Consider the following 25,274-nt stretch of genomic DNA (forward strand, 5'->3'; position numbering starts at 1 on the left):
GTTGACCTCGGCGCGGATGACGTTGGTGATCCAGTAGCTCCTGACGAGGTCGACGTTGTCGAACTCGGCGAGGGTCGTGCGGGCGGGCTCCTGGCTCGCCTCGGCGTGCTCGCGGAGCAGGCGGATGTGCTCGGCGCGATCGCCGGACAGGCTCTCGTCGTACTGGTCGAACACGATGTAGACCTGCTGGGTTCCCTCGGCGTCGTCGAAGCGGGCGGCGGCCGCCGCCCGCACCTCCTCGATGGCACCGCCGCCGAACGCCGACGCCGCCCCGATCCCCGCAGCACCCTGCAGGATCGTGCGCCGCGAGACGTCGATCGATCGCTTCTCCTGACTCTCCGTTTCGTCCGTGGTATCTGAAGGCACGACATCCAGTCTCGAACACACGTTCTTAAAACTATTGGATATATCTAGAGAGAATTTCCGTTAGATATCCACTCGAGCCGAGTGAACCCGCTCTGCGAACCCGCCAGCAGCGCGACGACGGTCCGTGACACGGTACGATGCGGCCGGTGGCCGTGGCCGCCTCCTCTCGGAGTGCTCGAGGGCGCCGCGAGATACAAGACGACCGGCGTCGAAGGAGGGACGTGGCTCCCTCGCACGTCCTCGTCGCGCTGGACGGCTCACCGCTGGCCGACGACGCCCTCGAGTTCGCACTCGAGGTCTTCGAGTGCCCGATCACGGTGGTGAACGTCGTGACGCCCCTGGACGCGGGGATGAGCGAGGGTGGCGTACTGGAACCCGACGAGAAACGGCTCGAGACCGCGGAGGACCGCGCCGAGCGGGTGATCGAGCGCGCCCGCGACCGGGCGGCGGCCGTCGACCGGACGGTCGAGACGACCGTCGAGTCCGGCGACCCGGCCGAGGCGATCCTGGCCTACGTCGAGGCGTCCGGCGTCGATCACGTAGTGATGGGCGGCCACGGCGGATCCGAGAGCGGCGTCCTCCCCAGGCTGCTCGGGACGGTGGCGACCACGGTTGTCGGCGAGGCGCCGGTTCCGGTGACTGTCGTCAGGTAACTCCGACTACTGGATCTCCAGGACCGCCGAGAACAGCCGGTAGAGGCCGAATCCGATCCCGACCGAACTCGCGAGCGTGAGCACCCAGAAGCCGATCGTGACGCCGATCTTCCGCCGGGAGACGCCGGCGGTTCCGGCGGCCAGTCCGCCGCCGATGACCCCCGAGATGATGATGTTGTTGAACGAGATCGGAATCCCGAGCGTGATTGCGGCCTGTGCGATGAGAAAGCCCGGGACGAGCGCCGCGACCGACCGGCGCACTCCCAGCTGGGCGTACTCGCGGGAGGTCGCCTGCAACAGTCGGGGTGCCCCCATCCACGCCCCCGCGAGGATGCCCGTGGCACCGATCGCGAGCAGGACGATCCCGGGAAGCCCGAGCTCGGCCCCGTACAGCGCCTCCAGGGGCCCGGTCGCGAGCCCGACCTGGCTACCGCCGCTGCTGAAGGCGACGATCCCGCCGAGGACGAGCAGGAAGGTTCGGATCCCCTGCTCGACCGATGCCGCCACCTGCCGACGGATGAACCGGTAGCCGACGGCGGCAAAGACGACGGTGACGACGATCGCCACGGGGTCGATGCCGGCGACGTTCGGGGAGCCGAGCGCGGACGAGACCAGGTCCGCGACCGACCCCTGTGCGCGCTCGGGGTGGGGGATGATCCCGAGGCGGATGTGGGCGAGGACGCCCGCGACGACCGCCGCGAGCACCGGGACGCCGACGGTCTCGGGGATGTCCTCCCGGCGGAGGAGACTCGCCGTGAGGTAGGCGATCCCGCCCGAGGTCGGCGGGACCAGAAGCCAGAACGTCCCGATCCGGCGGTAGGTGTCGACGGCGGGGTCGCCACCCAGCGAGAGGCCGACGCCGACCATCGCCCCGGTCGTCGCGAACGCCGCCGGCACCGGATACCCCGAGTAGACCCCGAAGGTCATGAACGTCGCCGCGACCAGCAGCCCGGTCGTCGCGGCAAGCGGCGTGAACGCGGTGCCGACGATCAGGTCCGCGCCGACGGTCTCGGAGATGCTTCCCCCCTGGGTGAGCGCGCCCGCCGCCGCGAGGATCCCGATGAGGAACGCGGCCCGCATCGTCGAGACGGCGTTGGCACCGATCGCGGGCGCAAAGGGCGGCGAGTTGCTGTTGGCGCCCAGCGACCACGCCATGAACAGGCCGGTCACCGTCGCGAGGGCGACCAGCGCCCAGAACGACGCTGTCACGGCCGTCTCCAGAAGCGCGCGAGCCGTCTCAGCCGCGGCCGTCCAACGGCGTCGCCCGCACGCGAGAGCAGGACCGTCTCGTCGATGCGGGGCAACACCACCTGCGGGATCGATCCGACGAGCCGTCGATGGATCCCGCTCCGGCGGGTGACGCCGAAGACGACGACGTCGTGGTCGGCCGCGGCCTCGACGAGCACCGCCGAAACGTCGTCGCCGCGCTCGAGACGTGTCTCGATCCGAACGTCGGGACCGGGCGCAGTCTCGACGTGTTCGACCGCCTCCTCGATCGCCTCGTCGGCCGCGCCCTCGTGGTCGGTTCCGTCCTCGCCGTCCGGGTCGGCGACCGAGAGGACCGACACGGTCGCGTCGTTGCGCGCGGCGATCGCCTTCGCCGCGGCCGCCGCCGGCCCGACGTGGGGACCGCCGGCGACCGGAACCAGAACGGAGTCGACGCCGTCGGCCTCGTAGCCGATCCGCTCGACGTAGAGGTCACAGGGCACGCGTTCGATGAGGCGATCGAGGTTCGTCCCGAGCAGCGCGTCGGTCCGCGAGCTTCGCTCGTGCCACCCGATCACGAGCGCGCGGGGCTCGACGCGGCGAACCTCCGAGAGGACGCCGTCGGCGACCGAGCGATCGACGACGACCTCGCGCTCGACGGGGACGTCCCCGGGGGCGACGGCGATCGCCGCCTCGAGGACGGCCTGCGTGTCGTGGGCGTACTGCTCGACGATCGTCTCGTCGGAGTAGATCGAAAACGGCGAGCCGTGGGGTTTGGCGACGACCGAGACGATCCGGACGCCGACGCCGGCCGCACGTGCGAGGTCGCTCGCGGTTCGGACCAACTGCTCGACGTGATCCGGGTTCGCGACCGCGACCAGCACGGGTTCGTCCGTCGGCGGTTCGTTCATCGGTACCTACTTGCACGGGAGAAGAGGAATATCCTCCGGTGGGACCGGTCTCGCCGCCGACCGCTCCTCGCACGGATCGCAGGGCGGGTCCGCCCCCGGAGTCCGGCACCCGCTCACCGCTTCCGGGTCGCCCGCTCGATTGCCCGCAACACGCCGTGAAGCGTCGTGATCTCCCGGTCGGTGGGATGGGCTCGCCCGACCAGCCGCCGGACCAGCCGCATCGTCTTCGCGCGTTTCTCCGCCGGGTAGCCGACGGACGTGAGGGTCTCCCCGAACCGGTCGTAGAAGCGTTCGATCTCGCCCTCGTCGGCGCGTTCGTGGGAGACGTCGGGAAGCTGGGAGTCGGCCATCGCCAGCCCGCGGAGCTCGTAGAGCGCGATCGTCGCGGCCTGGCCGAGGTTGAGAACGGGATACTCCGCGCTCGCGGGGATCGCACACACCTGGTCGAGAGAGGCGAGTTCCTCGTTGGTGAGCCCGATCCGCTCGCGCCCGAACAGGAGCGCCGTGTCGGCACCGACCCCCGCGAGGTCGTCGGCGAGGTCGGCGGGCGTCCGGAACGGGAACCGGACGTGTTTCCGGGCGTCCTCGTTGGTCGTTGCCGTGAAGCCGACGGTGTGGTAGCTCTCGACGACCTTCTCGAGAGTGACTTCGCGCGCGTTCGGGAGGACGTCCTCGCGGGCCTGGCCGGCAAAGCCGTAGGCGTCGCTCTCCCGGTCGAGGTCGGGAGGGTCGACCAGCAGCAGCTCCTCGAAGCCGAAGTTCTTCATCGCGCGGGCGATCGTGCCGACGTTGCCGGGGGTGTCGGCGTCGACGACGACGACTGCCGGCAGGCTCGCGGGCGGCTCCCCGGTCACGAGGGGTAGTCGGGATCGAGGTCGACGCCGCTGTCGGCGATCGCCTCCTCGGTGAGTTCGGGGTGGTCGTCCGGGCTGACCGTCGGCGGCTCGGGGAGGTCCTCGGGGTCGGTCTCGACGTACTCCATCCCCTCGTAGCCCTCGGGGGCCCGTCCGCCGTCCGCGAACCACTCGAAGAAGGCGTCCTCGAGCCCGTCCGTTCCCCGATGCTCGTCGCCTCCTTCCCGGCGGAACCAGTAGACGAAGTCGGGTTCGTGCTCCTCACAGAGGATCACCTCGTCCAGGGGCTCGCCGTAGACGTACTGGGCGGTGTTACACGCCTCCAGGTCGGCGTCGCCGTGGATCAGCCAGCAGGCGTTACACGGTGCGTTGTAGATCGATCCCAGCCGGACGATCCGTTTCCGGTCCTCGGGGGACATCTCCTCGAAGGGGAGGAACTCGCCGTCGTCGTCGAGGATTGCCGCCTCGTCGAAGCGCCATCCGAGCATCCCGATGCTCACCTTGCCCATACGGGGGCTACGGAGCCGGGAGGGGAAAAGGCGTACTACTCGATCGAGATGGTCCAGTCGCCGTCGGCCTCGACGTTGAGCCAGACCGCGCCGCCGGCGCTGTACGAGCGGTTGTTGTCGAACTCGCCCTCGTCGTAGATCACCTGCTCCCAGTTGCCCTCGGTGTCGTAGCCGTCGACGATGAACTCGCCGGAGCCGTCGTGGGTCGCCTGGAGGGAGACGCCGCCCTCCGTCCACAGCGGCCCGATGTACGAGGAGCCGCTTCCCGACGCTTCCGTCGGAAGCTCCGCCAAGTCGTCGCTGTGGACCTCCGGCTGTTCGATCTCGATCGTCCAGTCGCCGTCGGCCTCGACCTCGAGGGTGTAGCTCCCGCCGCCGACGGCAAAGGCCGACTCCCCGGAGCCGGTCCCGGCCGTCGAGACGACGAGTTCGTTCGGGAGTTCGCCCTGGACTTCGACGACGAACTCGCCGGAGCCGCCGTGTTCGAAGCTCGCGAGCGCGATCCCCGACTGGAGGTCGAACTCGCCCGTCGAACCGCTTCCGGAGCCCTCGAACTCGTGAGAGGGGCCGGCCTCCAAGAGCGTCCCCTCCTCGCGTTCGGGGGTCTCGGAAGACTCGGAGTCGCCGTCGCCGGCGTCGATCCCCCCGTCGACCAGCGCCGACGGCGTGACGACGTCGAGCCCCCGTTGTTCGATGTGGTTGACGAGCTCCTCGAAGTCCGAGACGGGCATGAATTCCCCGGAGGCGTCCTCGGCGGCGTCGTCGGCGACGATCCGGGGGACCCGGATCACGACGAGCTGGTTGTACTGGTCTGCGAGGTTGATCTGGCGGCGGACGCCGTCGTGGAGCGCCATCCCCCAGAACGTCGAAACCGTGTGGATCCCCGTCGGCGGAGCCGCGGTCGGGTTGTACCCGAACAGGAAGCCCGACTCGTGGACGTCCCTGACGATCTCTACGGTCTCCCGGCCCATTCGGTCGTCGGGCGCGAAGAAGTGTCGTGCGCCGTCCTCGAACCCCTGATCGGCGAGGAACTCCTGGCCGTTCTCGATGATGTCGCGTTGCTGTTCGGGCGGGCGCTCGGGCAGCGCGCCCGCGTTTGCGGGGTGAGAACAGACGTCCCAGCCCCGGTCGCGGAGTTCGGTTAGCTCCTCTACGCCCATCCGGCCCGAGCTGCCGATCGCGCGCGGGTCGATCGGCAGGGCCGCGGGCCACTCGCGCTCGGCGAGGTTGGGGATCGCGACCTCCCGGTGGGACTCGATCCCGCCGTAAAACGCGAGGATCGCCTTCCCGTTGTCGGGAGTCTGGGTCCGCCGGAGGTCGTCGGCGACAAAGCGGGTCGGTCCGTCCTCGGGCCCGAAGACGGTCAGGCGCAACTCGGTGACGTTCGTGAGGTCCGGGGTGCCGTGTTTCGACGTGTAGCCGAAGTCCACCCGGAACCAGTCGTCGAGGCCCTCGGGGACGATCCGGTTTGCGGTGAGGTGGGTCCCCCGCTCGGGGGCGATGACCTCCATGACGACCCGCCGGGCCGACTCGGCTTTGATCGCCATCGAGAGCGTCCAGTTCTCGAGGTCGATCCCGTCGGGGAAACCCATTGCCATCACGGCCGCGTCGTCCTCGCTCTCAACCGCGATCGCCTGTGATCCCGTCCGTGCCTCCTCGGAGGCGGCTTCGGGGACCCCGGTGTGGACTACCCAGTCGCCGAGGCTCTCGAAGTCCGAGACGACCTCGCCGTACTCGATCGCCGGCCAGCGGGGCAGTTCCGCGTCGGACGCTCCCTCGTCGGTTTCGTCTCCATCGGTTTCGTTGGTCTCCGTCTCGTTCCCGTCGGTTTCGTTGGTCTCCGTCTCGTTTCCGCCCCCGTCGCTCTCGTTGTCGACGGTCTCGTTGCCGTCGCTCTCGTTTTCCGTCTCGGTGGTTTCGGTCTCGGTTTCCTCCGATTCTTCCTCGTCCGTCTCGTTCGTCCCGTTCTCGGTCGCCGTCTCCGTGGAGTCGTTTTCCTCACCGGACTCGTTTTCTTCCTCGTCCCCCGAGAGCGACTCGGTACAGCCGGCCAGCGGGATCGACGCCCCGAGCGCCGTCAACATGGTCCGTCGCGACGGTCCGTTATCCATACGCGGCCGTTGGGTTCGCGGTACTTGTTAATACGGATGTTAAGCCGAGCCCCGCGGTCGCGGGAAAACGATCGGAAGACCCCACGCAGTAGGGCACTCGTCGCGCACTTATGGGTCCGATAGCAACGGAACCGACCGCGAATCAGCGCTCGCGGCGGACGGTCAGGGCCGCGGCCGGACCGCCGCCCGGTCGGGCTCCAGCTCCGATCGACCGTCACGAAACGCCGAATTGGCCGGCATAGTTAATGTATTCCTGCCCGATACTCCCCACGGGAATGGACACCGAACGGCTCATCGAACTCGTCAGACGGGGGCCGGTGCTCGAGGCGCTCCTCGAGGAGGGGACGATGGATCGCCGCGAGATCGAACGACGCCTCGGGGTCTCGCGGTCGACCGTCCACCGGTCGACCGGATCGCTCCGGGACAGCGGGCTGGTCGAGCGCACCGACGGCGCGTTCTCGCTCACGCCGCTCGGGGAGGTGTGCGCCCGGGAGGTCACGGGCCTCGAGCGGACCGTCGGGACCGCCTGGGAGATCGCCCCGATCCTGCGGGCGGCACGCGACCACGACATCGCCCTCGACGTCGAGACGTTCGTCGACGCGACCGTGACGACCGCCGCGCCGGGCAACCCGTACCGTCCGGTGGCCCGGTTCATGTCGCTGCTGGAGGACACCGACACCCTGCGTGGCCTCGACCCCGCCTCGATCAACCCCCTCCACATAGACGAACTCTGCGACCGGATCGCCGACGGGATGGTAACCGAGGCGGTCTTTCCGTCCGCCGTGCTCGAGGAACTCCTCGTCTCGAACCCCGAACGCGCACGGACGGTCGTCGAGAGCGGGAACCTGGTACTGCTCGCCCACGACGACCTTCCCTTCGGGCTCACGATCTGTGACGACCGGGTCGGCGTCGGGGTCTACGACGACGAAACTGGGCTGTTGCGAACGTACGTCGACACGGACTCGCCGGCCGCACGGGATTGGGCCGACGCCGTCTTCGCCGAGTACCGCTCGGCGGCGACCACCCTCGTCGAACACGACGAACTCTCGGAGTTTCCCTCGGCTCGAGCCATGGCCGAGGACGGCTCCGGCTGAGAGGGGCGATGGAAGAGGTATCGACCGATCGGACTTCCGTGTCGCGATCGACGGTGCAACGGGATACATCCGAGCCTATGAGCACTACCCGGTCCACACCGGATGGCACAGGCTCCCGTTCGAGCGGCGAGCGATCCCCTGCAGGGCGTGAGGTGGCCGATAACTTCGGAGGACCCAGAGGGTTAACATCGAATAGAGTCTACGGCCCTCCCATGACCCTCACTACGGAGTTCGTTATCCGCTCGTCCGCCCTTCCGTTCGTCCGCCTTGCGGAATCGCTCCCGTCGGAGCGAGTCGAGTGCGTACATGGTCTCTGTCACGAGGGGAACTCGCGGGTATTCGTCGTCTATCTCGAGCCGACCGACGAGGTGTCAGAAGAAGACCTCTCGGCTCTCGCCGAGGTCGTAGAAACGGCCCCGCTCGGACGCGCAAGCGGCAGGGACGTCTACCAACTCACGATCGAACTGGAGGATGTCGTCTCGGAGGCCTTCGCCCCCGAACGGTTTACTGCAACCCAGATGGAGCCGATGGTCGTCACGCCCGAGGGCTGGTACGAGAAGAAGCTCTTTCAGAACTACAACGCGTTCAACGGAATGCGAACACGGTGTGAGGAGTACGGGATCGAGATCGACTTGGTTTCGATCTCTCAGAACCCTCCCGAGGACGACGGGTCCTCTCAGTACGGGCTGACCGATCGGCAACACGAGGCGCTCCGACTGGCGATCAGCCGGGGCTATTACGAAAGCCCGCGTCAAGCCAGTACTGAAGAACTGGCCGACGAGATGGACATCTCGCAACCGTCCATGTCGAGTCTCCTCCGGCGCGGCGAACGTCAACTCCTCACTACGGCGCTCGGTTCACAACCACGGGTAGACGCGCTTTCCAGATAGCATCTCAGCCGTATTCCCTCTCGGTCTCGGCTCAGCGGATAGTAGCAGGATCGGAGTTCGAAACCGGATCCGGCACTCGTCTTTCGAAGATCACCTGCGGTAGACACCTCGTTCAGTTCCGCGATCGCGTATTTAAAAACCCTTTTTAGACAGCACAACTCCGAAACGTATCGCCGGTCGTTTTCTACTCGATGTCAATGGATCTCGGTTCGGAACTCGACGAACAGGTCGCACTGGTCACCGGCGCGTCCTCCGGAATCGGCAGTGCGACCGCTGCGTCACTCGCATCACGGGGCGCACGCGTCGTCCTCGCGTCCCGGCGTGAAGACGAACTCGAGGAGCTCGAAGCCCGTATCGAGGACGACGGCGGAGAAGCGCTCGTGGTCGAGACGGACGTGACGAACGACGATGATATCGACAACGTCGTCGAGACCACGCTCGACGAGTACGGCCGCATCGATATCCTCGTGAACAACGCCGGCCTCATGCCGCTCGCACATATCGCGGAAGCGGACCGCGAGACGCTTCAGACGACCATCGACGTGAATCTCAGCGGACTCATCAAACTCACACACGCGGTCGTCCCGACGATGATAGACCAAGAGAGCGGATACATCGTCAACGTCTCCTCCGTAGTCGGGCGATTCCTCCAGCCGAACAGCTCCCACTATAACGCGACGAAAGCGGGCGTCAAGACGTTCGGCGACTCGCTCCGGCTCGACGTCGCCGAAGAGGGAATCCACGTCGCCACGATCGAGCCGGGCTCGGTCGACACCGAACTCCTCGATCACATCCCCGACGACGAGCTTCAGTCGGACGTACGGGAGCTCGTGGGGTCGATGGAATCGCTCGCGCCCGAGGACATCGCTCGGACCATCACGTTCGTCGTCACCCAACCACCGCGCGTCGACATCAACGAAGTCCTCGTTCGGCCGATCGATCAGGTCCAGCCGTAAAACGGTAGTAACCTGCGTACGGAGCGTCGTATTTCTTCTCTCCACGCACGAGTCGCTCGGTCGTCACCGGAGCCTCGCCGCTAGTCAACCCACCCGTTCGCCCGAGAAACCGGCGAACGGCGCGCCTCCCTCGGCCCAGCACACTGGGTATTTAATCACCCTCTCCAGATAGGATCGCTTCTATGCCCCCAAGCACCCATTCTCTGGTCAATGGTTCCGACCGCCCGGCCCGGATCCGACGGACAGGTGTGGCTCGTCACGGGCGCGAGCCGCGGCATGGGATTACACCATGAATAACTCGGTCCGACAGTTAGGGAGGCTTCTCGGCATGTTTGAACAGCGATGGCGAACAGTCAGCGAAACGTACTGTACGGCACCCCTTCGTTCGATGGAGGGACATGTTTAGTGGCGGAAACTAAGAAATCTACGGCCCGCGAAGGGGCCCTCGACTCTGCCCAGGGGAGGCTGATCGTCGCCCTCGGCGTCTGTATGCTCACGATGATCTGGGGAACCGTCTTCACGTTCACCGTGTACGCCGACCAGCTCGCCGCCGCCTTTGGCCTTACCGCGCTCCAGGTCTCATCTGTCTTTTCGATCACGGCTGCAGTCTTCCTTACCGTCGGGGGGATCTTCGGGATATTCGCTGCCCGATTTTCGCTCCGGCCGGTCCTCGTACTGATCGGTTTCGGTCTGGCTATGACCGTCGTTCTCCTTCAGGTCGTCGACTCATACGTCGGCGTCGTCACCACGTTCACGCTTCTCGGCACGGCGGGGGGGGGGTACGGCCTTTACGGTCATCGTCTCGCTGGCACCGCAGTGGTTCGAAACCCACCAGGGACTCGCCACGAGCATCACGATGACTGGGGTCGGCTTTGGTCCACTGGTTCTCCCGTTCGCGTGGCTCTGGCTTCTCGATGGAACGGGTTTCAGAACCGCTTTCGCTGTTGTCGTTGGCGTGACGACCCTTGTCGTGCTCGTGTCGAGCCTCGTCTATCGTCGACCGATTGACCGCTCGAAAAACGCGCGTCCCGTCGACGGAACCTGGCTCCGCGCGAGGGTGGGCGACCCGCGGTTCCAGAGTGCGGCGATTGGATTCCCGCTCGTTTTTGTCTGGTTCCACGTCCTTTCTGCACATCTCGTTGATATCCTCACTACGAACGGCATCGGTCTGGAGGTCGCTGCAGTGGGGATCAGTGTTATCAGCGGTGTGAGTGTCGTGAGCCGGATCGGCGGTGGATTCGTCGGCGATCGCCTCGGCCAGCGTGAGACGTTCTTGACGAATGTGGGCCTCGCCAGTGTTTGTGCCATCGTACTGCCGTTTGCCCGGTCATCCCTGCTCGTCGTCCTCGTCCTCGCCGGCTTCGGCGTCGCTCTCGGTCCACTCGCCTCGCTCTGGTCGCCAATCATCCTCACTCGCTTCGGACACGAGAACGCGACGGCGACCGTCGGTTTGCTCAATATCACGATGGGCGGGTTCGCCTTCGTCGTACCGCTTGCCGTCGGCATGCTTTACCGCGTGACTGGAGGGTACGCTGTTCCACTCGTTACGCTGGGTGTCGGTACCGTTCTCGGGGGCGTTCTCTTCCGCTGGGGGACGAACGGAAGACGAGAACAGCGGCTTGGCCGAATTCCTTTCGACGACCGAGACACTTAAATGCCCTTTCAAAATAGCACCGAGCTCAAGGGGCAAATACGTCTCACTGTTGTGCGGGTACAATCACATGGAGATTACTAGCGGCTGTTCACAACCCGCCAACGAGGGTCCTGAGGAGTACTTCACAGGAAACGCCCGGATCGACCCTCTATTCGATCCACAGGACGAGGCCCGCACAGCGGCGGCAAGCGTCACGTTCAAACCGGGCGCTCGCACTGCGTGGCACACTCACCCGCTCGGGCAACGACTGATCGTGACGAGCGGCTGTGGTCTCGTGCAACGCGACGGCGGAGAGATCGAGCAGATTCGAGCAGGTGATGTGGTCTGGTTCCCACCCGGCGAGAAACACTGGCATGGTGCGACGTCGAACAACGCGATGACCCACATCGCCATCCAGGAAGAACAGGACGGGGAGGTCGTCACCTGGCTGGACCACGTCACGAACGCGGAGTACGACTCGAGGTCGGATAGCTGACCCGACACCACTCCGGCTGGACCGGCACTCGAGGAACCACCCGGTTATCGGATGGTTACGACCCGTTCGGCCGCCGTCGGCGCTACGAGCAACTCGTTCCGTCTATCAGACGTGAACCCTTCGAAAACCATGGGCGCTGCAGGGTTTGCTAATCCCGTTTCGCTCACACTCCGAAATATGGCTTCTGAAAACGAACAGATTGTAAGAGCCCCATTTGACATCCTGCTCACCGGCCTTGTCTTGGGGCTTCTAGTCACTCTTCTCATTGTCTTTATTTACGTACGAGCACTTTCTCCACTACGGGAGCGAGATAAAGGTGAGACCTCATCCAGATCGGTCCTCGTCAAGCCGATAGGCAGTTCGTTCAAGAGCAGCAACGTAGTACAGGTTGGTGGGGTAGACTCCCGGTGTTAGAGGGGTCATTCGTCGTGTGATGTGCCATGCAGCAACAGTGGGTGATTCAGCAGTGGTTGGTATCGTTCTCGCGAACGATCCTTACCGTACCTGTCTTCTGGTCGAACTCGAACTCGTTAATTGAGCGTTCCCCTGTGACTGCTCGATGATCGTTTCGACGATATCGAGCTCCTTCAGGTGGCCGAGAAGCATGCGAATGGGGCCACCATGAGTCACGATGAGGATCGTCTCTCCTGATTCACATTCGGCCAGTGTCGTCTCCCACTTCTCGGTGACACGTTCGCGGACATCAATGAGACTCTCACCGCTTTCCGGGCGTCTGTGGGCTGCATCTGGGCCACTCTCTCCGAGATTATACTCAGGGAACCGCTCCGACATCTGATCGACCGGCAAGCCCTGGTGGACGCCAATGTCACGTTCGCGCCACGCTGATTCAAACGTGACGGGCGCGTCGAAGTGTTCAAGCAGGATTTCTACCGTCTTCTCCGTCCGATACAGGTCCGACGAGAGAACACGGTCGATATCGTATTGCTTTGTGAGTGTTGCGCCGAGTTGGTCGGTTTGCTCTCGACCGAGGTCGGTGAGTCGGGCAGGGGCCCAGCCTTGCAATCGTTGCTCCCGATTCCACGTGGTCTCACCGTGTCGGACTGCAACTATAGTTGCCATTCCTTTCGATAGACTGAACGACGATCTGAGGATTCAAATTAGTTCCTCTGATCTCTTGGGCTTCAACGGAAATCAGTTCTCAGCGTCAGTTGGTGAGTACGCATCTGGGTGTAAGTTGGATCACGCCGATCAGACTATTCGACGTTACGTAAGACAATGAAACACGTCGTGGAGATGGACATGGGAGACGGATTTTCCTGGAACAAAGTCATATTCAGATTGCAATATTGAGAAACAACTACTGCTGTTGAACTCTGGGCTGGAGAGATCGCTCAGTCGGCGTCGATTTCGCCGACCTGAACCTTCCAGAGGTCGGCGTAGGTTCCGTCTCGTTCAAGCAGTTCGTCGTGGGTCCCCCGCTCGGCGATCTCCCCGTCGGAGAGAACATAGATGCGATCCGCGTTTCGTACGGTCGAGAGCCGGTGGGCGACGACGAACGTCGTCCGGTCGGCGGTGAGCCGATCGAGGCTCCGCTGTATCAGCACTTCGGTGCGGTTGTCGACGTGACTGGTCGCCTCGTCGAAGACGAACAGTGAGGGGTTGGTCAGGAGGACGCGGGCGAGGGCGATGCGCTGGCGCTGGCCACCAGAGAGGCGCACGCCACGCTGGCCGACTTCCGTGTCGTAGCCGTTGTCCAGTTCAATGATGAACTCGTGGGCACCAGCCTCGTGTGCGGCGGTCTCAATCTCGTTGTCGCCAACATCGTGCACACCGTAGGCAATGTTCTCCCGTACCGTTCCCGAAAACAGGAACGGATCCTGCCGCACGTAGCCGATCGACTCGCGTAGCGACGCTCGCGAGACGTTCTGCAGGTCGTGGTCATCGATCGTAACTCGGCCCTCGTCGGGCTCGTAGTACGCCAGCAGCAACTTCAACAGCGTCGACTTGCCTGCGCCCGTGTGTCCGACTAGTCCGATGGTTTCGCCCGGCGAGATGTCGAAGGAGATATCCCGAAGTACCGGTTCCGCATCCATTCCATCGTCGTCCGCATCGTAACTGAAGGTGACATCCTCGTAGCTGACCGCGCCGCGGGGCGCTTCAAGGATGTCTTCGCCGTCCTCACGCGGTGGTGAGAGCCGTCGGAGTCCGAGGACGCGCTTGGCAGCTGCCTTTCCGGCTTTGTAGAGGCCAGTCACCCAAGCGAGAAACCGCATCGGCTGGGCAAGTTGCTGCGTGTAGTAGAGGAACGGAATGAGTTCGCCGGCGGTAATCGTCCCAGTAAAGATCCAGAACCGCTCATCGAGGACCCACTCGGTGCCGACGAACAGAGTCAGAACGAACGCGGCGCCGGCGAGCAGTCGCATCGACGGCTGGTGGAGGACGCCGACGACGTGGGCATACCAGGACGCCTCTCGATGAGCGTCGGAAGCCTCTCTGACGCGGCCGGTCTCGTAGCGCTCTCCGCTGAAGGCTTTGACCGTCCCGACGCCGCTAACGTTCGTCTCCAGCAGGGCATTAACGACGCCAGTCTCCTCGCGGACCTCGTCGTTGCGCCGCTCGTGTTGCCCACTGAACCACCAGTTGACGGCGGCGATCAGGGGCACGAGCGCTAGCGAGAGAAGCGCTAGCCGCCAGTTCAGGAGCACCATGTACAGCAGGGAACTGACGAAGATCGTCGTCGCGAAGACAACGAGGTTTGGGCCCTGCGTCAGCGACTCTTCGAGAGAGTTGACGTCGTTGTTCAAGACGCTCATCACCTCGCCGGTCCGCTGGTCGTCAAAGAAGCCAGCGTCGAGACGCTGGACGTCATCGTAGGCGGCGACCCGGATGCGGTGTAACGTGCGCTGGGCGAACAGAAACAACGCCCACAGCGAGAAGATCGCCATGGTCATGTCGATAACCTTTATTCCTGCTAGCAGCACGACCGTAAACAGGAGTTGCCCCGTCGGATCGGCCGGAATCCAGCCATTGGGCACCAGAAACAGGGCATAGGGCTGGTCGTTGAACATTGCGTCGAACGCCAGCCCAATGAGCAGCATATCAATATTCGAGAGAAATTGCGAGAAAGCGGAGGTGGCGGTGCCGAGGCCAAGCCACTTCAAATCGCCGGAGCCGTGTTCGCGGACCAGGGTGACTAGCGGCCATCGTTCGTCGGCGGCCGCTGCGATTTCGCCTTCGCCCTCACGGCCGGATTCGTCGCTCATCTCGACACCTCCCCGGTGCTCTCGGTTTCCTCTGCGACGCGCCCCCGCGCAGACTCGCCGATACGGGCGTGGGCCCGTTCGAGGAACGCCTCGGAGACGGCCTCGATGTCCCCGACCTGCACCCGCCAGAGATCAGCGTAGAGCCCATCTTGGGCGACGAGTTCGTCGTGAGTACCGCGCTCGACGATCTCGCCGCCGTCGACGACGAGGATCAGATCGGCGTTGCGGACTGTCGAGAGCCGGTGGGCAATCGCGATCGTCGTCTGCTCGCCCGCTGTCGCGTCGAGACTTCGCTGGATCTGGCGTTCGGTCTCGTTGTCGACGTGACTCGTCGCCTCGTCTAAAACGAGGACGTCGGGTTCCTTGAGGATCGCCCGCGCGATCGCGATGCGCTGGCGCTGGCCACCAGAAAGGGTCGCGCCACGCTCGCCGACCTGGGTGTCGTATCCGTCCTCGAGGTCGGTGACGAACTCGTGAGCACCAGCCAGTTTCGCAGCGGCCACAACATCTTTGTGGTCGATCTCGGATCCTGTAATTCGATGGTCCGCTTCGCGACGGCCGTACGTGATGTTTTCGCGTACCGTCCCGTAGAAGAGGAACGGATCCTGTGAGACGTAACCGAGGTGTTCACGGAGGCTCCGCCGGGATACGTCTCGGATGTCAGTCCCGTCGATCCGGATCGCCCCTCGAGTCGGCTCGTAGAACCGAAAGAGTAGCTTCGTCAGGGTCGACTTGCCCGCTCCCGTTGGCCCGACGACGCCGACGAGCGACCCCGGCTCGGCGGTGAACTCGATGTCGGTCAGGGTCTCCTCGTCCGCTCCCTCGTACGTGAAGGAAACGTCCTCGTACTCGACGCGACCCTCGGGTACGGCCAGTTCTTGGCCCTCGTTTCGGTTGGGGTGATCACCTTCTACCACCGAAACGATCCGCTTGCTCGAGGCGAGCGCGTCCTCGTAGCTGTCCAGCACGTCGAGCATCAACTGCCGGATCGGCGCGTAGAACGACTTGCTGTACATCAGGAACGTCAACAGTGCACCGGCAGTCAGCGAGCCGCCGAACCACGGGGGCGTTCCGACGAGGATCAGGTACGATCCGAGCCCGAACAGACCAATGAACGCAACCGAGACGACCGTCCAACTCGCGAAACTGAACCCGAGCCGGAGTCGGATCACCGACCAGTTGTGATCAAGGTAGGACCGTGAGGCCGACTCCAGTCGATCTCGTTCTGCGTCCTCGCGTGCGAAGGCCTTGACCGTCGAGATACCATCGATGCTGTCTTCGAGTCGCGAGTTTACCCGCCCAACGCTCTCGCGGACGTCCTCGTAGCGGGGCTCGACGCGGGTCATATACCACTGGGACAGCCCGATCAGCAGGAGAGGCATTAGCGCCAAGAGCGCTGCCAGCGGGACCTGAATTGTCAGCATGAACGCGAAAGCGACCAGTATCTGCATCGAGAGCCTAAGTCCCTCGTAGGCATTGCTCCCGAACCGATTCATGTTCGAGACGTCGTTGTTCAGGACGCTCATGATATCGCCAGTCTGGTGGCGGTCGAAAAACGACCGTTCGTGACCCACGACCGCCTCAAAGGCGTCGACCCGGATTTCGTGGAGCGTCTGCAGTCGCGCAGTCCCTTCGATCCGGCCAGCGAGCCAGGTCATCGTCCCGTCGAGGACGTAGGCCGCAACGAGCAGCCCAATAGTAAACTGGACTTGCCCCGGAGTCGTGGTCGGGATCCAACTATCGGGAATCATCGGGAGCGCGTACGACGTGTCCTGCAGGAGGATTGCATCCAGCGCGACGCCGATTACGAGCGCCGGCAGCCGCTGAGGAATCTGAGCGATCAGGGTACCGACTGCTGCGAGGATATACCGGAGCGTGTAGGGACGAGCGTATCGTCGAACGAGCAGCCACAGCGGATTGTCGACGTCCGCAGGCGGCTCGAACTCGCCTGGTTCCGGCACGCGTCAATCCTCGTGTTCGGTGATAACGCCAGTTGCTGCGGGCCGACATCGTTCACCGATCGTCGAGGTGAGGCATAGGGCAGCTTTCGGCGATCGGGGAAGCCGTCGAGACACGTACTGGTGTGCACGGTGCTGGGTTATCCCGTTTCTGGTGGTGGGTGGAATCGTACCACACCACAGAAGACTTCTTCGGATCTATTGGCCGAATCGCCGAAGTTGCGACCACCTTTGGGGAGGATGATGTACACGTAAATCTCTATCGGGCTCAAAGATCACAGCCATCAGTGGGATGATAGCATGTATGGCAACAGGTGTAACACCCTATTATGTCCGTGCTGAACGCTATGCCGCTGAGACAGAGGGAGATATTGCCGAGGGTATTCATACCATCACCGAACTTCCAACCTACCCAATGAATAGTCCTGATACACAACACATTGCAATATTATCACATTTCTATAATGAGGGTGAGGTTAGGAAGAGCGACTTGATCAACTATGGGCGAGAAGAAGACCTCTTGCTAATGACATATTATTTATATTCGTACCTCAAGGTAACGCTGGGGCTGGTGTTACATACAGAGTGTGGATTTACCAGAGTGACTCCCCACTCCAGATCCGACGAAATAACCTGCCGATTTAATTTCTCAGTGGTCGTTTCTTGCACAGGGTTTCCAGCCCGTTCCTTCACTCGAGCCTCACGATTGCTTTCAGACGACTATATCTCCGTCAGCGATGGAAATCAACAGATCGCTCACCGTTGTTGCGAATAACTGTCGTGGTTGTAGGTTCCGTTCGCGCGATTTCGCGGCCCTTCTTGAGAACTAGCGTCCGAGGCGCTCGCGTTCGGAGCACGTTGAACGGATCGGGCGAATCATAGACGACAAGTGAGCCCTCTTGGCCGACCGAGAGACCGTACTCGTCTACGCCGAAAATATCGGCATTCGCATCAGTGAGTAGGTCCCACAGCGGTCCTACGTCGCTTCGACCGTTCATATGCGCGTAGTGCAGGAGGATGAATGCGGCGTCAAGTGGGTCGGCTCGACCATAGTGGTACCAGGGATCCATAACGGAGTCGTGGCCGATTCCGACAGTCACATTAGCGTCACGCAATTCGTCGATACGGGTGTGACCTCGACGACGCGGATAGTCGTCGTACCTGCCCTGCAACACAGAATTATCCGGCGGGTTCGTAATGACGCTCACACCGCTCTCGGCGAGCAGCGAAATCACTTTTGCCGCGTAGCTGTTGGGGTATGAGTGCATCGCCGTCACGTGGCTCGCAGTTACCCGATCACCGATACCTCGTTTGATTGCCTCGCTCGCAAGCACTTCGGTAAACCGTGAGCCCGGATCGTCCGTCTCGTCGATATGAAGGTCAACCGGCAGTTCATACGACTCCGCGAGATCCATCGCGAGCTCTATCGATGCGGTGCCATCCTCGCGGGTGTGCTCGTTGTGAGGGATCCCGCCGACAACGTCGACTCCCATCTCGAGTGCCTCCCGAAGCAGGTCCTCATGTAACTCGTCGGTGAAGATACCGTCCTGTGGGAAAGCAACCACTTGGAGGTCGACCAGATCTGCGACCGTCTCGCGGAGTTCGAGCAGCGCTTGAACGCCGGTCAGCGACTCCTCAGTGGTGTCAGCGTGCGTTCGAATACGGGTGACTCCGTTGGCCGCGAGCCACTCGATCGCCTGCTCAGCCCGTGCTTTCACGTCGTCGGCCTCGAGCGACTGCTTTCGTTTGCTCCAAATATCGATTCCCTCCGCGAGGGTGCCCGACTCATTCCAGCTGGGCTCGCCGGCGGTGAGTGTCGCGTCGAGGTGGAGGTGCGGTTCGGTTAGCGTCGGGGTCACGAGTCTGCCGTCCGCATCGTATCGTTGGTCCGCCGGAGCAACCGAGGGGTCGATAGAGCCACCGTCCTCAAGGCGACTTATCGTCCCATTTTCAATCGCGATATCGACTGACGACCCGTCGCGTGTCGCTGCATTAGTAATGAGCCATGTGGCCATACGAATCACATTCGTACTAGTATACTAATAGTCCCGTTTGTACCGTTTGACCACTAAAAACCGATATAGATGTCGAGAGGTGGAGTTTGATGGCCAAATATTGACTATTTGACGGCAGTATTTATTACGGTCGCGTGGCCTGTCATGCGTAATGGCAACACGCGATGATGGATTCGACTGGCGACGTCTCGTACTTGGTCATGAGGACCTACCTGACCCTGACTATCCACTGGATCACGTTCCAAAAGACGAGCGTAAGGGACTGGTCAGCCTCTCGGCGGTGCTGCTCGGGCTCGTTTTCTTCGCGGGGACGATGTGGGCGGGTGCAGAGGTCAGCGCGGCGATGGGTTTTCAGGAGATGCTGTCCGCGATGGTGGTCGGACATGTTATCCTCGGCGGGTACGTCGCGCTTCTCTGTGCGATTTCAGCGAAGGCGGGTTTGACGACGGTTCTGCTGGCCCGCTACTCGTTCGGGCGGTTCGGCGCGAAGTGGGCCGATCTCCTGTTGGGCGGAACACAAGTCGGCTGGTTCGGCGTCACTATTCCGATGGTCGCGGTCCCCACGGCGACGTATCTCGGCCTCGAGAGTGGGGCGATGCTCAGTGCGTTGATCCTCATTTGGGGGATATTACACATGCTGACGGCGTACTTCGGCTACGACGGTATGGAGAAACTCTCATACATCGCGGTTCCCTTCCTAATCATCGTCGGCGTTCTCTCGATTGCCCTCGCGATTGGTGAGGCCGGCGGTATTGCCGGTTTGATGGCTCAGACGGGCGGTGGTGAGATGACCTTCGGTCTGGCGGTGACGATCGTCGTCGGGACGTTCATTAGCGCTGGCACGCAGGCCCCGAACTGGGCGCGATTCGCGATCGACTCGCGAGTAGGCTTCTGGGCCGGACTGATCGCGTTCCTCGTAGGAAACAGCTTTCTCTTTCTCAGCGGCGCGGTCGGTGGTGCCGTTTACGACGTGACGCCACAGGGAGACCTCTATGAAGTGCTAGTCGCACAGGGACTTGCGACCGTCGGGCTGATTGCGTTGATCCTGAACATTTGGACGACGAACGACAACGCGGCCTATGCGTTCAGTGTCGCTGGCTCTGAGGCTTTCGAGTTCGACCGCAAGCGGCCGTTCGTCATCGTCGGTTGTTTAATAGGTATCGGCCTCGCTCTAGCCGGTGCCGACGCACTCTTGCTTCCGTGGCTCGAACTGCTGGGACAGTATATCCCGCCGCTTGGGGCGATCATCATCGCCGACTTCTTGCTGTGTTGGCGCAGCGGGATCCCGCGGATGGACGACGTGCAGTTCACGAGCGTTCGGTGGACCGGCGTACTCGCGTACCTCGTAGGCTGTCTCGTTGCCGTCCTAACCGCTGGCTCGGTCGTTCCGGGCATCGCGATTATGGCCCCGGTCCCAGGAATGGCGGCGCTCAACGGCATGATCGCCGCGGCAGCCGCCCACATTATTGGTCACTATGCACTCGAACAGACCGGAATGCTATCATCTCACAGGGTTCCCGGGAACACTGATCGGATCTAATCAAAACTCCCATCGGTTCCAGAGCAACGTACCGGAACGGCTACCTGATGATGAACACCGGAACCAGTGACCGCCGCGACACCTTCTCGGCAACGATCTCAAGCAGGACAAGTTCACTGACTTCCGAACCCGCTGGATCGGGACTTGCTGCCCCTTTCTGCCGAATTCGCCGGACAGAAGCGCTACTGTGATCTCCCTATTCAGAACGGTCTGTACATTCGAATATATATGTTTCATAGCATACTATTTCTATAACCCTCCGCACCGCTCGGGTGATGACGGCAGACAACGGCCGTTCGATCCGAGGCATCTCGAGGCGGAAACTCGTTGCGACGACGGGCGTCGTCGGCGTGTTGTCAGTCGCCGGCTGCCTCGGCGGTGGAAGCAGTGGGAACGGAAACGGCAACGGGAACGGTAATGACGACGAGAACGGCAATGAAAACGGAAACGGTGGGAATGGGGAGACCGGTAACGGCAACAGTAGTGGGAGCAGTAACGGCGCCAACGGTAGCGGATCCGGTGGGAACGAAAGCCCCAACGAAAACAACGCCAGCAACGGCAGCGAGAACGGCGACGGCGACACCTACCAGATTGGGTACGGCGATTCAGAGACGACGGTCAGTGCCGCCGACTTCCCGACGAGCGAACAGCTCTACATCTACTGCGTCCAGTCGGGCTGGATGAACTGGCCGTCGGTGATGGAAGCCTTCCAGGATGAGTACGGTGTCGAACTCAACGATAACGACCGCTCGTCCGGCGAGGCTCTCCAGGACGCGCGTGCGAACGCCCAGAATCCGACGCACTCGGCGTTCAACGGCGGCTACAGCTACGCCCTCCAGGCGATGAACGACGATCTGACCCAGGCGTATAAGCCCGCAAACTGGGATGCCGTTCCCGAGGACGCAAAGACCGAAAACGGTCACTGCACGGGGACGCGCAAGGTTACGACCGCTCTCACCTACCGCCAGGACCTCTTCGACGAGCGCGGCCTCGACACGCCCGAAACCTGGGAGGACCTGCTCCACCCCGATATCATGCAGGACCTCGCGCTACAGACGCCACAGGCCGCCGTCGGCCTCGCTGCGGCACTGTCGATCAATAACGCCCGCGGCGGTTCGCTGGACGACGTCCAGCCGGTGATCGACTACTACAACGAGATCCAGGAGGGCGGCGCAGAGTACACCGACAACTTCCTCGCACAGTTCACGCGCGGGGAGTACGGATCGTTCATCAGGTACGACTACTCGGGGCTCGATCTGAAGTACAACAACGAGGATCTGCCCGAGGAGGACGTTGGTGTCGCCATCCTCGGCAGCGAGGAGGGGAATCAGAGCGCGTTCAACGCCCTATACGGCTACGCGTTGCTCGCGGACGCCCCAAACCCCGAGGCCGCGAAGTTGTTCATGGATTACGTCCTCTCCATCGAGGGCCAACAGCACTTCACGGACGCCTACGTTCGTCCGATCCGTGCCCCGGAGATGGAGTTACCCGACGAGTTCCCCGATCAAAGCCGGTACGACGAGACGGAGTTCACCATCGATCAGCAGACCCTCGTCGAACGGCAGGACGCCATCATCGAAGAGATCACGCGCGGCGCCGGCCTGTAAGCGATGGCAATCGACAGAGAATCCCTCGCAACTGGTCGCGTAAACAGGGCCTTGGGGGCGTTCCGTGGAGTCGTCTCGCCGCAGTCGGAACTTCAGCGTGAGCGACGCCGGATCGTCGCGCTCTGTCTCCCCTTTCTTGTCTTATTGGCGTTTTCGGGCGTCGTCCCGCTGATCGAGATGATCCGGATCAGCTTCTCGGAGGCGCGACTTACCACCGAGGGATTCACTTTCGAGTACTACACGACGTTGCTCACCGATTCCTACTACCGTACCATCGCGCTCAACACGCTCTGGTTCGGGCTCGCGACGACGATCGCCTCAATCACGATCGCGGTCCCTGTCGCCCACGCCCTAGAGAAGTACGACCTGCCGGGCGAGTCGGTGATCGTCACGGTTCTCTCCTTTCCGAACAGCCTCCCCGGCATCGTCGCTGCGTTCATGATCATCGTCCTCTTTGGTAACACGGGACTGATCACGAACGTCGTCGCCGCCTTCTCCGGACAGTCTCCGATTGACCTGGCGCTTGCGACGAGCGTGGTCGGCCTCTTCTTTGCTTACCTCTACTCGATGATCCCGCGTGCACTTCTCTTGCTCCGTGGGACGTACGCCGAGGTCAACACGGACGCCGAGGAGGCTGCCCGGAGCCTCGGTGCGACCCCCTTCGAGACGTTCCGGTATGTCACGCTCCCCCAAATCAAACCCGGACTGATCGGTGCGTGCGTCCTCCTCTTTCGGACGTCGCTTGCGATCTTCGGGACCATCCTCATTCTGAAGAGCCTGCTGGTCTGGACCCTCCAGATCGACCGGGAAATCGCCCAGGGCTTTAACATCGCCCAGGCGTCCGCGATGGCGACGATATGGTTCGTCTTCGTGTTCGGCTTTACCTTCCTGGCGCTTCGATTTACGAGTGCGGAGGTGAGCATCTGATGGCCGGTCGCCTCGACCAAGCGAGCCCCTCGGCGCGGTTTGGACGCCCGTTTGTGACGGTCGTGTTGGCTGCGACGGTCGTCTTCCTGTCTCTTCCCGTCGTGCTCACGTTCGTCAGTTCGTTCGCTGCCGACTGGGTCGGGCCGCTCCCGAGTGGGTTCCTGACCATCGAGAACTGGTCGGACGTCCTCGGGGGGACCGACGTCGGCGCCGATGTCTCGGTTGGCTCGTCGCTTCTGTACAGCGCGGGTCTCGCGCTAGGCGGGGTCCTCATCAATCTCGTCGTCGGCGTCCCCATCGCGTACGCCGTCGCCCGGTACGACTTCCGAGGAAGTGACTGGGTCAACGTCTTCGCGATCCTGCCGCTGGCGCCCGGCATCATTCTCGGCATCGCCTTCCTGCGGACCTATCCTGACCTCTCGACGTCGGGCATCGCGTTGATGATCGGCTACTCGCTGCTCAAGGCGCCGTACATGGTGATGGCGGTTCAATCGAGTTTCCAGTCGATGGATCTCCAGCGATTGGAGGAGAGTTCTCGATCGCTCGGAGCGTCGTGGCCACGGACTTTTCTCACCGTTATCGTCCCGAACGCGAAGGCAGGCATCATCGCGGGGTCGATCATCTCCTGGACGCTCGCCGCCGCGGAGTTCAACTTCTCGTATATCGTCTACTCACGGGGGACGCCCCCACTGTCGATCTTCCTGTTCAATAATATCACGAACGCATCGTTTCTGAACGCTGCGGCCGCAGTCTCCGTGTTCTTCCTATTGATCGCGCTCGTCACCATCGCCTTGCAGCTCGTCGGCAACCGGGATACCGTCAGGAGGCTCTAACACATGGCCGAAATCACGCTGGACAGCGTCACGAAACGCTTCGATACGACCACCGCCGTCGATGACGTCTCGCTGTCGATCGCCGACGGCGAAGTCATGGGGATCGTCGGCCCGTCAGGATGTGGCAAGACCACGGCGCTCCGACTGATCGCAGGCTTTGAGACTGCGACCGACGGAACGATCCGATACGACGGCGTGGACGTCACCCACGTCCCGCCGGAGAACCGAAACGTGGGGCTAGTTTTCCAGGGCTACGCCCTGTTCAACAACATGACAGTTTTTCAAAACGTCACTTTCGGACCCAAGATGCACGGCGTCGGCAAAACGGAACGCCGGGCGCGTGCTCACGAACTCCTCGATCTGCTCGACATCGGGGAGCTGGCCGATCGGGCACCCGAAACGCTGTCCGGCGGCCAACAACAGCGCGTTGGGCTCGCACGCGCTCTCGCGATCGAGCCACGATTGCTCTTGCTCGATGAGCCGATGACGGGGCTCGATGCGAAGCTGAAACACACCTTACGCCGGGAACTGGGCGACCTGCTCTCCGACCTCGGCGTGACGACGCTGTACGTTACCCACGACCAGGAGCAGGCCATGGCGATGTGCGACCGCATCGCGGTGTTGAACGACGGCGTGGTCGAACAGGTCGGCCCGCCGGCGGACGTCTACGAGTCGCCCGCAAATGAGTTCGTCGCGAACTTCGTCGGCACCTCGAACGTCGTTACCGCGACGGTGACCGACGACGTCGTCGACTTCGGGTTCGCCAAGGTGGCCGACGCCGCGGTCTCCGCGCAGGGCGAGACAAGACTCGCGATCCGGCCCGACGACTTCGTGGTCGGCACCGGCCCGATCGACGCGGAGATCAGGAACCTGTTCTACCTCGGCGAGCACGTCCAAGCGATCGTCCGGCTCTCCGATGACACCGAACTCACTGTAACACTCGATCGATACGAGGACGGCGAGTTGGCGCCGGGTGAGCACGTCGAGCTGGATGTCGACACCGGTCGGATCCATGCGGTCGCACAATGAGTCCCGGTGACGGGTGGAGTGCCGTCTGCTCAGACCCCTTTAATCGACCATTGGGAATCGTCGCCCGCTTTGACGATCTCATGTGTCCCTTCTGCTAACCGCATACTCTCTATGTAACACCGAACTCAGCGCTACATACAGGGAACTCCTATGCCATTAGATATCTGGCTCGCTCTTGGGAAAGAGATTGTTGATACGGCTCTTCCCAGTGAAGTCGGGATAGAAACCGCTTGTCTGATCGCTCAACGACCGGGTTCCCGCCTCGACTAACTGAGTATAGAATCGCAAGATGGTTCTCCATCAACAATATGCTACGCAAGAGCGTTCTCACCCGATCGGGGCATGGTCGTACTGGATCATGGGACCATTTCTCCTTTGAGTTGTCACCCGTTTAGTTCTACTTCAATTTCACCTACGGAGCGGCCGGTAGCAAACTGGGAACCGTACCGAGACGATGCGTGT

General features: G+C 62.7%; 21 protein-coding genes and 1 pseudogene. 12 read left to right on the plus strand and 10 right to left on the minus strand.

Features of this window, described 5'->3' with window-relative positions:
- A partial coding sequence (locus tag DVH23_RS17070; RefSeq protein ID WP_198667969.1) for a twin-arginine translocation signal domain-containing protein occupies window positions 1–366 on the minus strand: 366 nt, incomplete at its 3' end.
- 221 nt (window positions 367–587) lie between these two features.
- Here DVH23_RS17070 and DVH23_RS17075 point away from each other — a divergent pair.
- Entirely contained in the window at window positions 588–1,019 is a 432-nt protein-coding gene (locus DVH23_RS17075) for a universal stress protein (protein ID WP_114578634.1), read from the plus strand.
- A 6-nt stretch (window positions 1,020–1,025) separates the two neighbouring features.
- Here the strand turns inward: DVH23_RS17075 and DVH23_RS17080 are convergent, their stop codons facing one another.
- The 5 genes from DVH23_RS17080 to DVH23_RS17100 all read right to left on the minus strand — a co-directional run bounded on the left by DVH23_RS17080 (window position 1,026) and on the right by DVH23_RS17100 (window position 6,583).
- Window positions 1,026–2,174: an inorganic phosphate transporter gene (locus tag DVH23_RS17080; RefSeq protein WP_114578701.1), complete on the minus strand. Its 1,149-nt coding sequence runs from the start codon at window positions 2,172–2,174 to the stop codon at window positions 1,026–1,028.
- A gap of 50 nt (window positions 2,175–2,224) precedes the next feature.
- The gene (locus tag DVH23_RS17085) at window positions 2,225–3,136 is read right to left on the minus strand and encodes a universal stress protein (RefSeq protein ID WP_198667970.1); all 912 of its coding nucleotides are present in this window, start codon (window positions 3,134–3,136) and stop codon (window positions 2,225–2,227) included.
- A 113-nt stretch (window positions 3,137–3,249) separates the two neighbouring features.
- Entirely contained in the window at window positions 3,250–3,990 is a 741-nt protein-coding gene (locus DVH23_RS17090) for an RNA methyltransferase (RefSeq protein WP_198667971.1), read from the minus strand.
- Entirely contained in the window at window positions 3,987–4,499 is a 513-nt protein-coding gene (locus tag DVH23_RS17095) for a hypothetical protein (protein ID WP_114578635.1), read from the minus strand. Before DVH23_RS17095 ends, DVH23_RS17090 begins: the two co-directional genes overlap by 4 nt.
- Window positions 4,500–4,534: 35 nt before the next feature.
- Window positions 4,535–6,583 carry a polysaccharide deacetylase gene (locus DVH23_RS17100; protein ID WP_114578636.1) on the minus strand — a complete coding sequence of 683 codons (2,049 nt, stop codon included), beginning with the start codon at window positions 6,581–6,583 and terminating at the stop codon, window positions 4,535–4,537.
- Window positions 6,584–6,885: 302 nt separating this feature from the next.
- On the opposite strand from DVH23_RS17100, the gene DVH23_RS17105 reads away from it, so the two are divergent.
- The 5 genes and pseudogenes from DVH23_RS17105 to DVH23_RS17125 all read left to right on the plus strand — a co-directional run bounded on the left by DVH23_RS17105 (window position 6,886) and on the right by DVH23_RS17125 (window position 11,679).
- The gene (locus tag DVH23_RS17105; protein WP_114578637.1) at window positions 6,886–7,704 is read left to right on the plus strand and encodes a winged helix-turn-helix domain-containing protein; all 819 of its coding nucleotides are present in this window, start codon (window positions 6,886–6,888) and stop codon (window positions 7,702–7,704) included.
- A gap of 212 nt (window positions 7,705–7,916) precedes the next feature.
- Window positions 7,917–8,594, plus strand: a complete 678-nt coding sequence (locus DVH23_RS17110; RefSeq protein ID WP_114578638.1) for a helix-turn-helix domain-containing protein — start codon at window positions 7,917–7,919, stop codon at window positions 8,592–8,594.
- 191 nt (window positions 8,595–8,785) lie between these two features.
- Window positions 8,786–9,550 carry an SDR family oxidoreductase gene (locus DVH23_RS17115; protein ID WP_114578639.1) on the plus strand — a complete coding sequence of 255 codons (765 nt, stop codon included), beginning with the start codon at window positions 8,786–8,788 and terminating at the stop codon, window positions 9,548–9,550.
- A gap of 784 nt (window positions 9,551–10,334) precedes the next feature.
- Window positions 10,335–11,204 (plus strand): annotated as a pseudogene (locus DVH23_RS17120) (nitrate/nitrite transporter); the annotation flags it as partial.
- Between the two features lie 67 nt (window positions 11,205–11,271).
- Window positions 11,272–11,679 (plus strand): cupin domain-containing protein, encoded by a 408-nt coding sequence (locus DVH23_RS17125; RefSeq protein ID WP_114578641.1) that lies wholly within the window; start codon window positions 11,272–11,274, stop codon window positions 11,677–11,679.
- Between the two features lie 495 nt (window positions 11,680–12,174).
- Here the strand turns inward: DVH23_RS17125 and DVH23_RS17130 are convergent, their stop codons facing one another.
- From DVH23_RS17130 to DVH23_RS17140, 3 genes are all read right to left on the minus strand, one after another.
- Window positions 12,175–12,759 (minus strand): histidine phosphatase family protein, encoded by a 585-nt coding sequence (locus DVH23_RS17130; RefSeq protein WP_198667972.1) that lies wholly within the window; start codon window positions 12,757–12,759, stop codon window positions 12,175–12,177.
- 272 nt (window positions 12,760–13,031) lie between these two features.
- A complete protein-coding gene (locus DVH23_RS17135) occupies window positions 13,032–14,903 on the minus strand; it encodes an ABC transporter ATP-binding protein (RefSeq protein ID WP_114578642.1) in 1,872 nt (623 codons plus the stop codon).
- The gene (locus DVH23_RS17140; protein WP_114578643.1) at window positions 14,900–16,864 is read right to left on the minus strand and encodes an ABC transporter ATP-binding protein; all 1,965 of its coding nucleotides are present in this window, start codon (window positions 16,862–16,864) and stop codon (window positions 14,900–14,902) included. The genes DVH23_RS17135 and DVH23_RS17140 overlap by 4 nt, the downstream gene beginning before the upstream one ends.
- 412 nt (window positions 16,865–17,276) lie before the next feature.
- On the opposite strand from DVH23_RS17140, the gene DVH23_RS25280 reads away from it, so the two are divergent.
- Window positions 17,277–17,636 carry a hypothetical protein gene (locus DVH23_RS25280; RefSeq protein WP_394342643.1) on the plus strand — a complete coding sequence of 120 codons (360 nt, stop codon included), beginning with the start codon at window positions 17,277–17,279 and terminating at the stop codon, window positions 17,634–17,636.
- On the opposite strand, the gene DVH23_RS17145 is transcribed toward DVH23_RS25280, so the two are convergent.
- A complete protein-coding gene (locus DVH23_RS17145) occupies window positions 17,593–18,876 on the minus strand; it encodes a cytosine deaminase (protein ID WP_114578644.1) in 1,284 nt (427 codons plus the stop codon). The two genes, DVH23_RS25280 and DVH23_RS17145, sit on opposite strands and share 44 nt — an antisense overlap.
- Before the next feature lie 151 nt (window positions 18,877–19,027).
- Between DVH23_RS17145 and codB the strand changes: the two genes are divergently transcribed.
- From codB to DVH23_RS17170, 5 genes are all read left to right on the plus strand, one after another.
- Window positions 19,028–20,416, plus strand: a complete 1,389-nt coding sequence (codB, locus tag DVH23_RS17150; protein WP_114578645.1) for a cytosine permease — start codon at window positions 19,028–19,030, stop codon at window positions 20,414–20,416.
- Window positions 20,417–20,691: 275 nt separating this feature from the next.
- Window positions 20,692–22,023: an extracellular solute-binding protein gene (locus DVH23_RS17155; protein WP_198667973.1), complete on the plus strand. Its 1,332-nt coding sequence runs from the start codon at window positions 20,692–20,694 to the stop codon at window positions 22,021–22,023.
- Window positions 22,024–22,026: 3 nt separating this feature from the next.
- Window positions 22,027–22,950: an ABC transporter permease gene (locus DVH23_RS17160; protein WP_114578646.1), complete on the plus strand. Its 924-nt coding sequence runs from the start codon at window positions 22,027–22,029 to the stop codon at window positions 22,948–22,950.
- The gene (locus DVH23_RS17165; RefSeq protein ID WP_114578647.1) at window positions 22,950–23,783 is read left to right on the plus strand and encodes an ABC transporter permease; all 834 of its coding nucleotides are present in this window, start codon (window positions 22,950–22,952) and stop codon (window positions 23,781–23,783) included. Before DVH23_RS17160 ends, DVH23_RS17165 begins: the two co-directional genes overlap by 1 nt.
- Window positions 23,784–23,786: 3 nt before the next feature.
- Complete coding sequence (locus DVH23_RS17170) at window positions 23,787–24,812, plus strand: ABC transporter ATP-binding protein (RefSeq protein ID WP_114578648.1); 1,026 nt, start codon at window positions 23,787–23,789, stop codon at window positions 24,810–24,812.
- Window positions 24,813–25,274: the final 462 nt, after the last annotated feature.

This window comes from Saliphagus sp. LR7 (assembly GCF_003344565.1).
GTDB classification, from domain to species: Archaea; Halobacteriota; Halobacteria; order Halobacteriales; family Natrialbaceae; genus Saliphagus; species Saliphagus infecundisoli.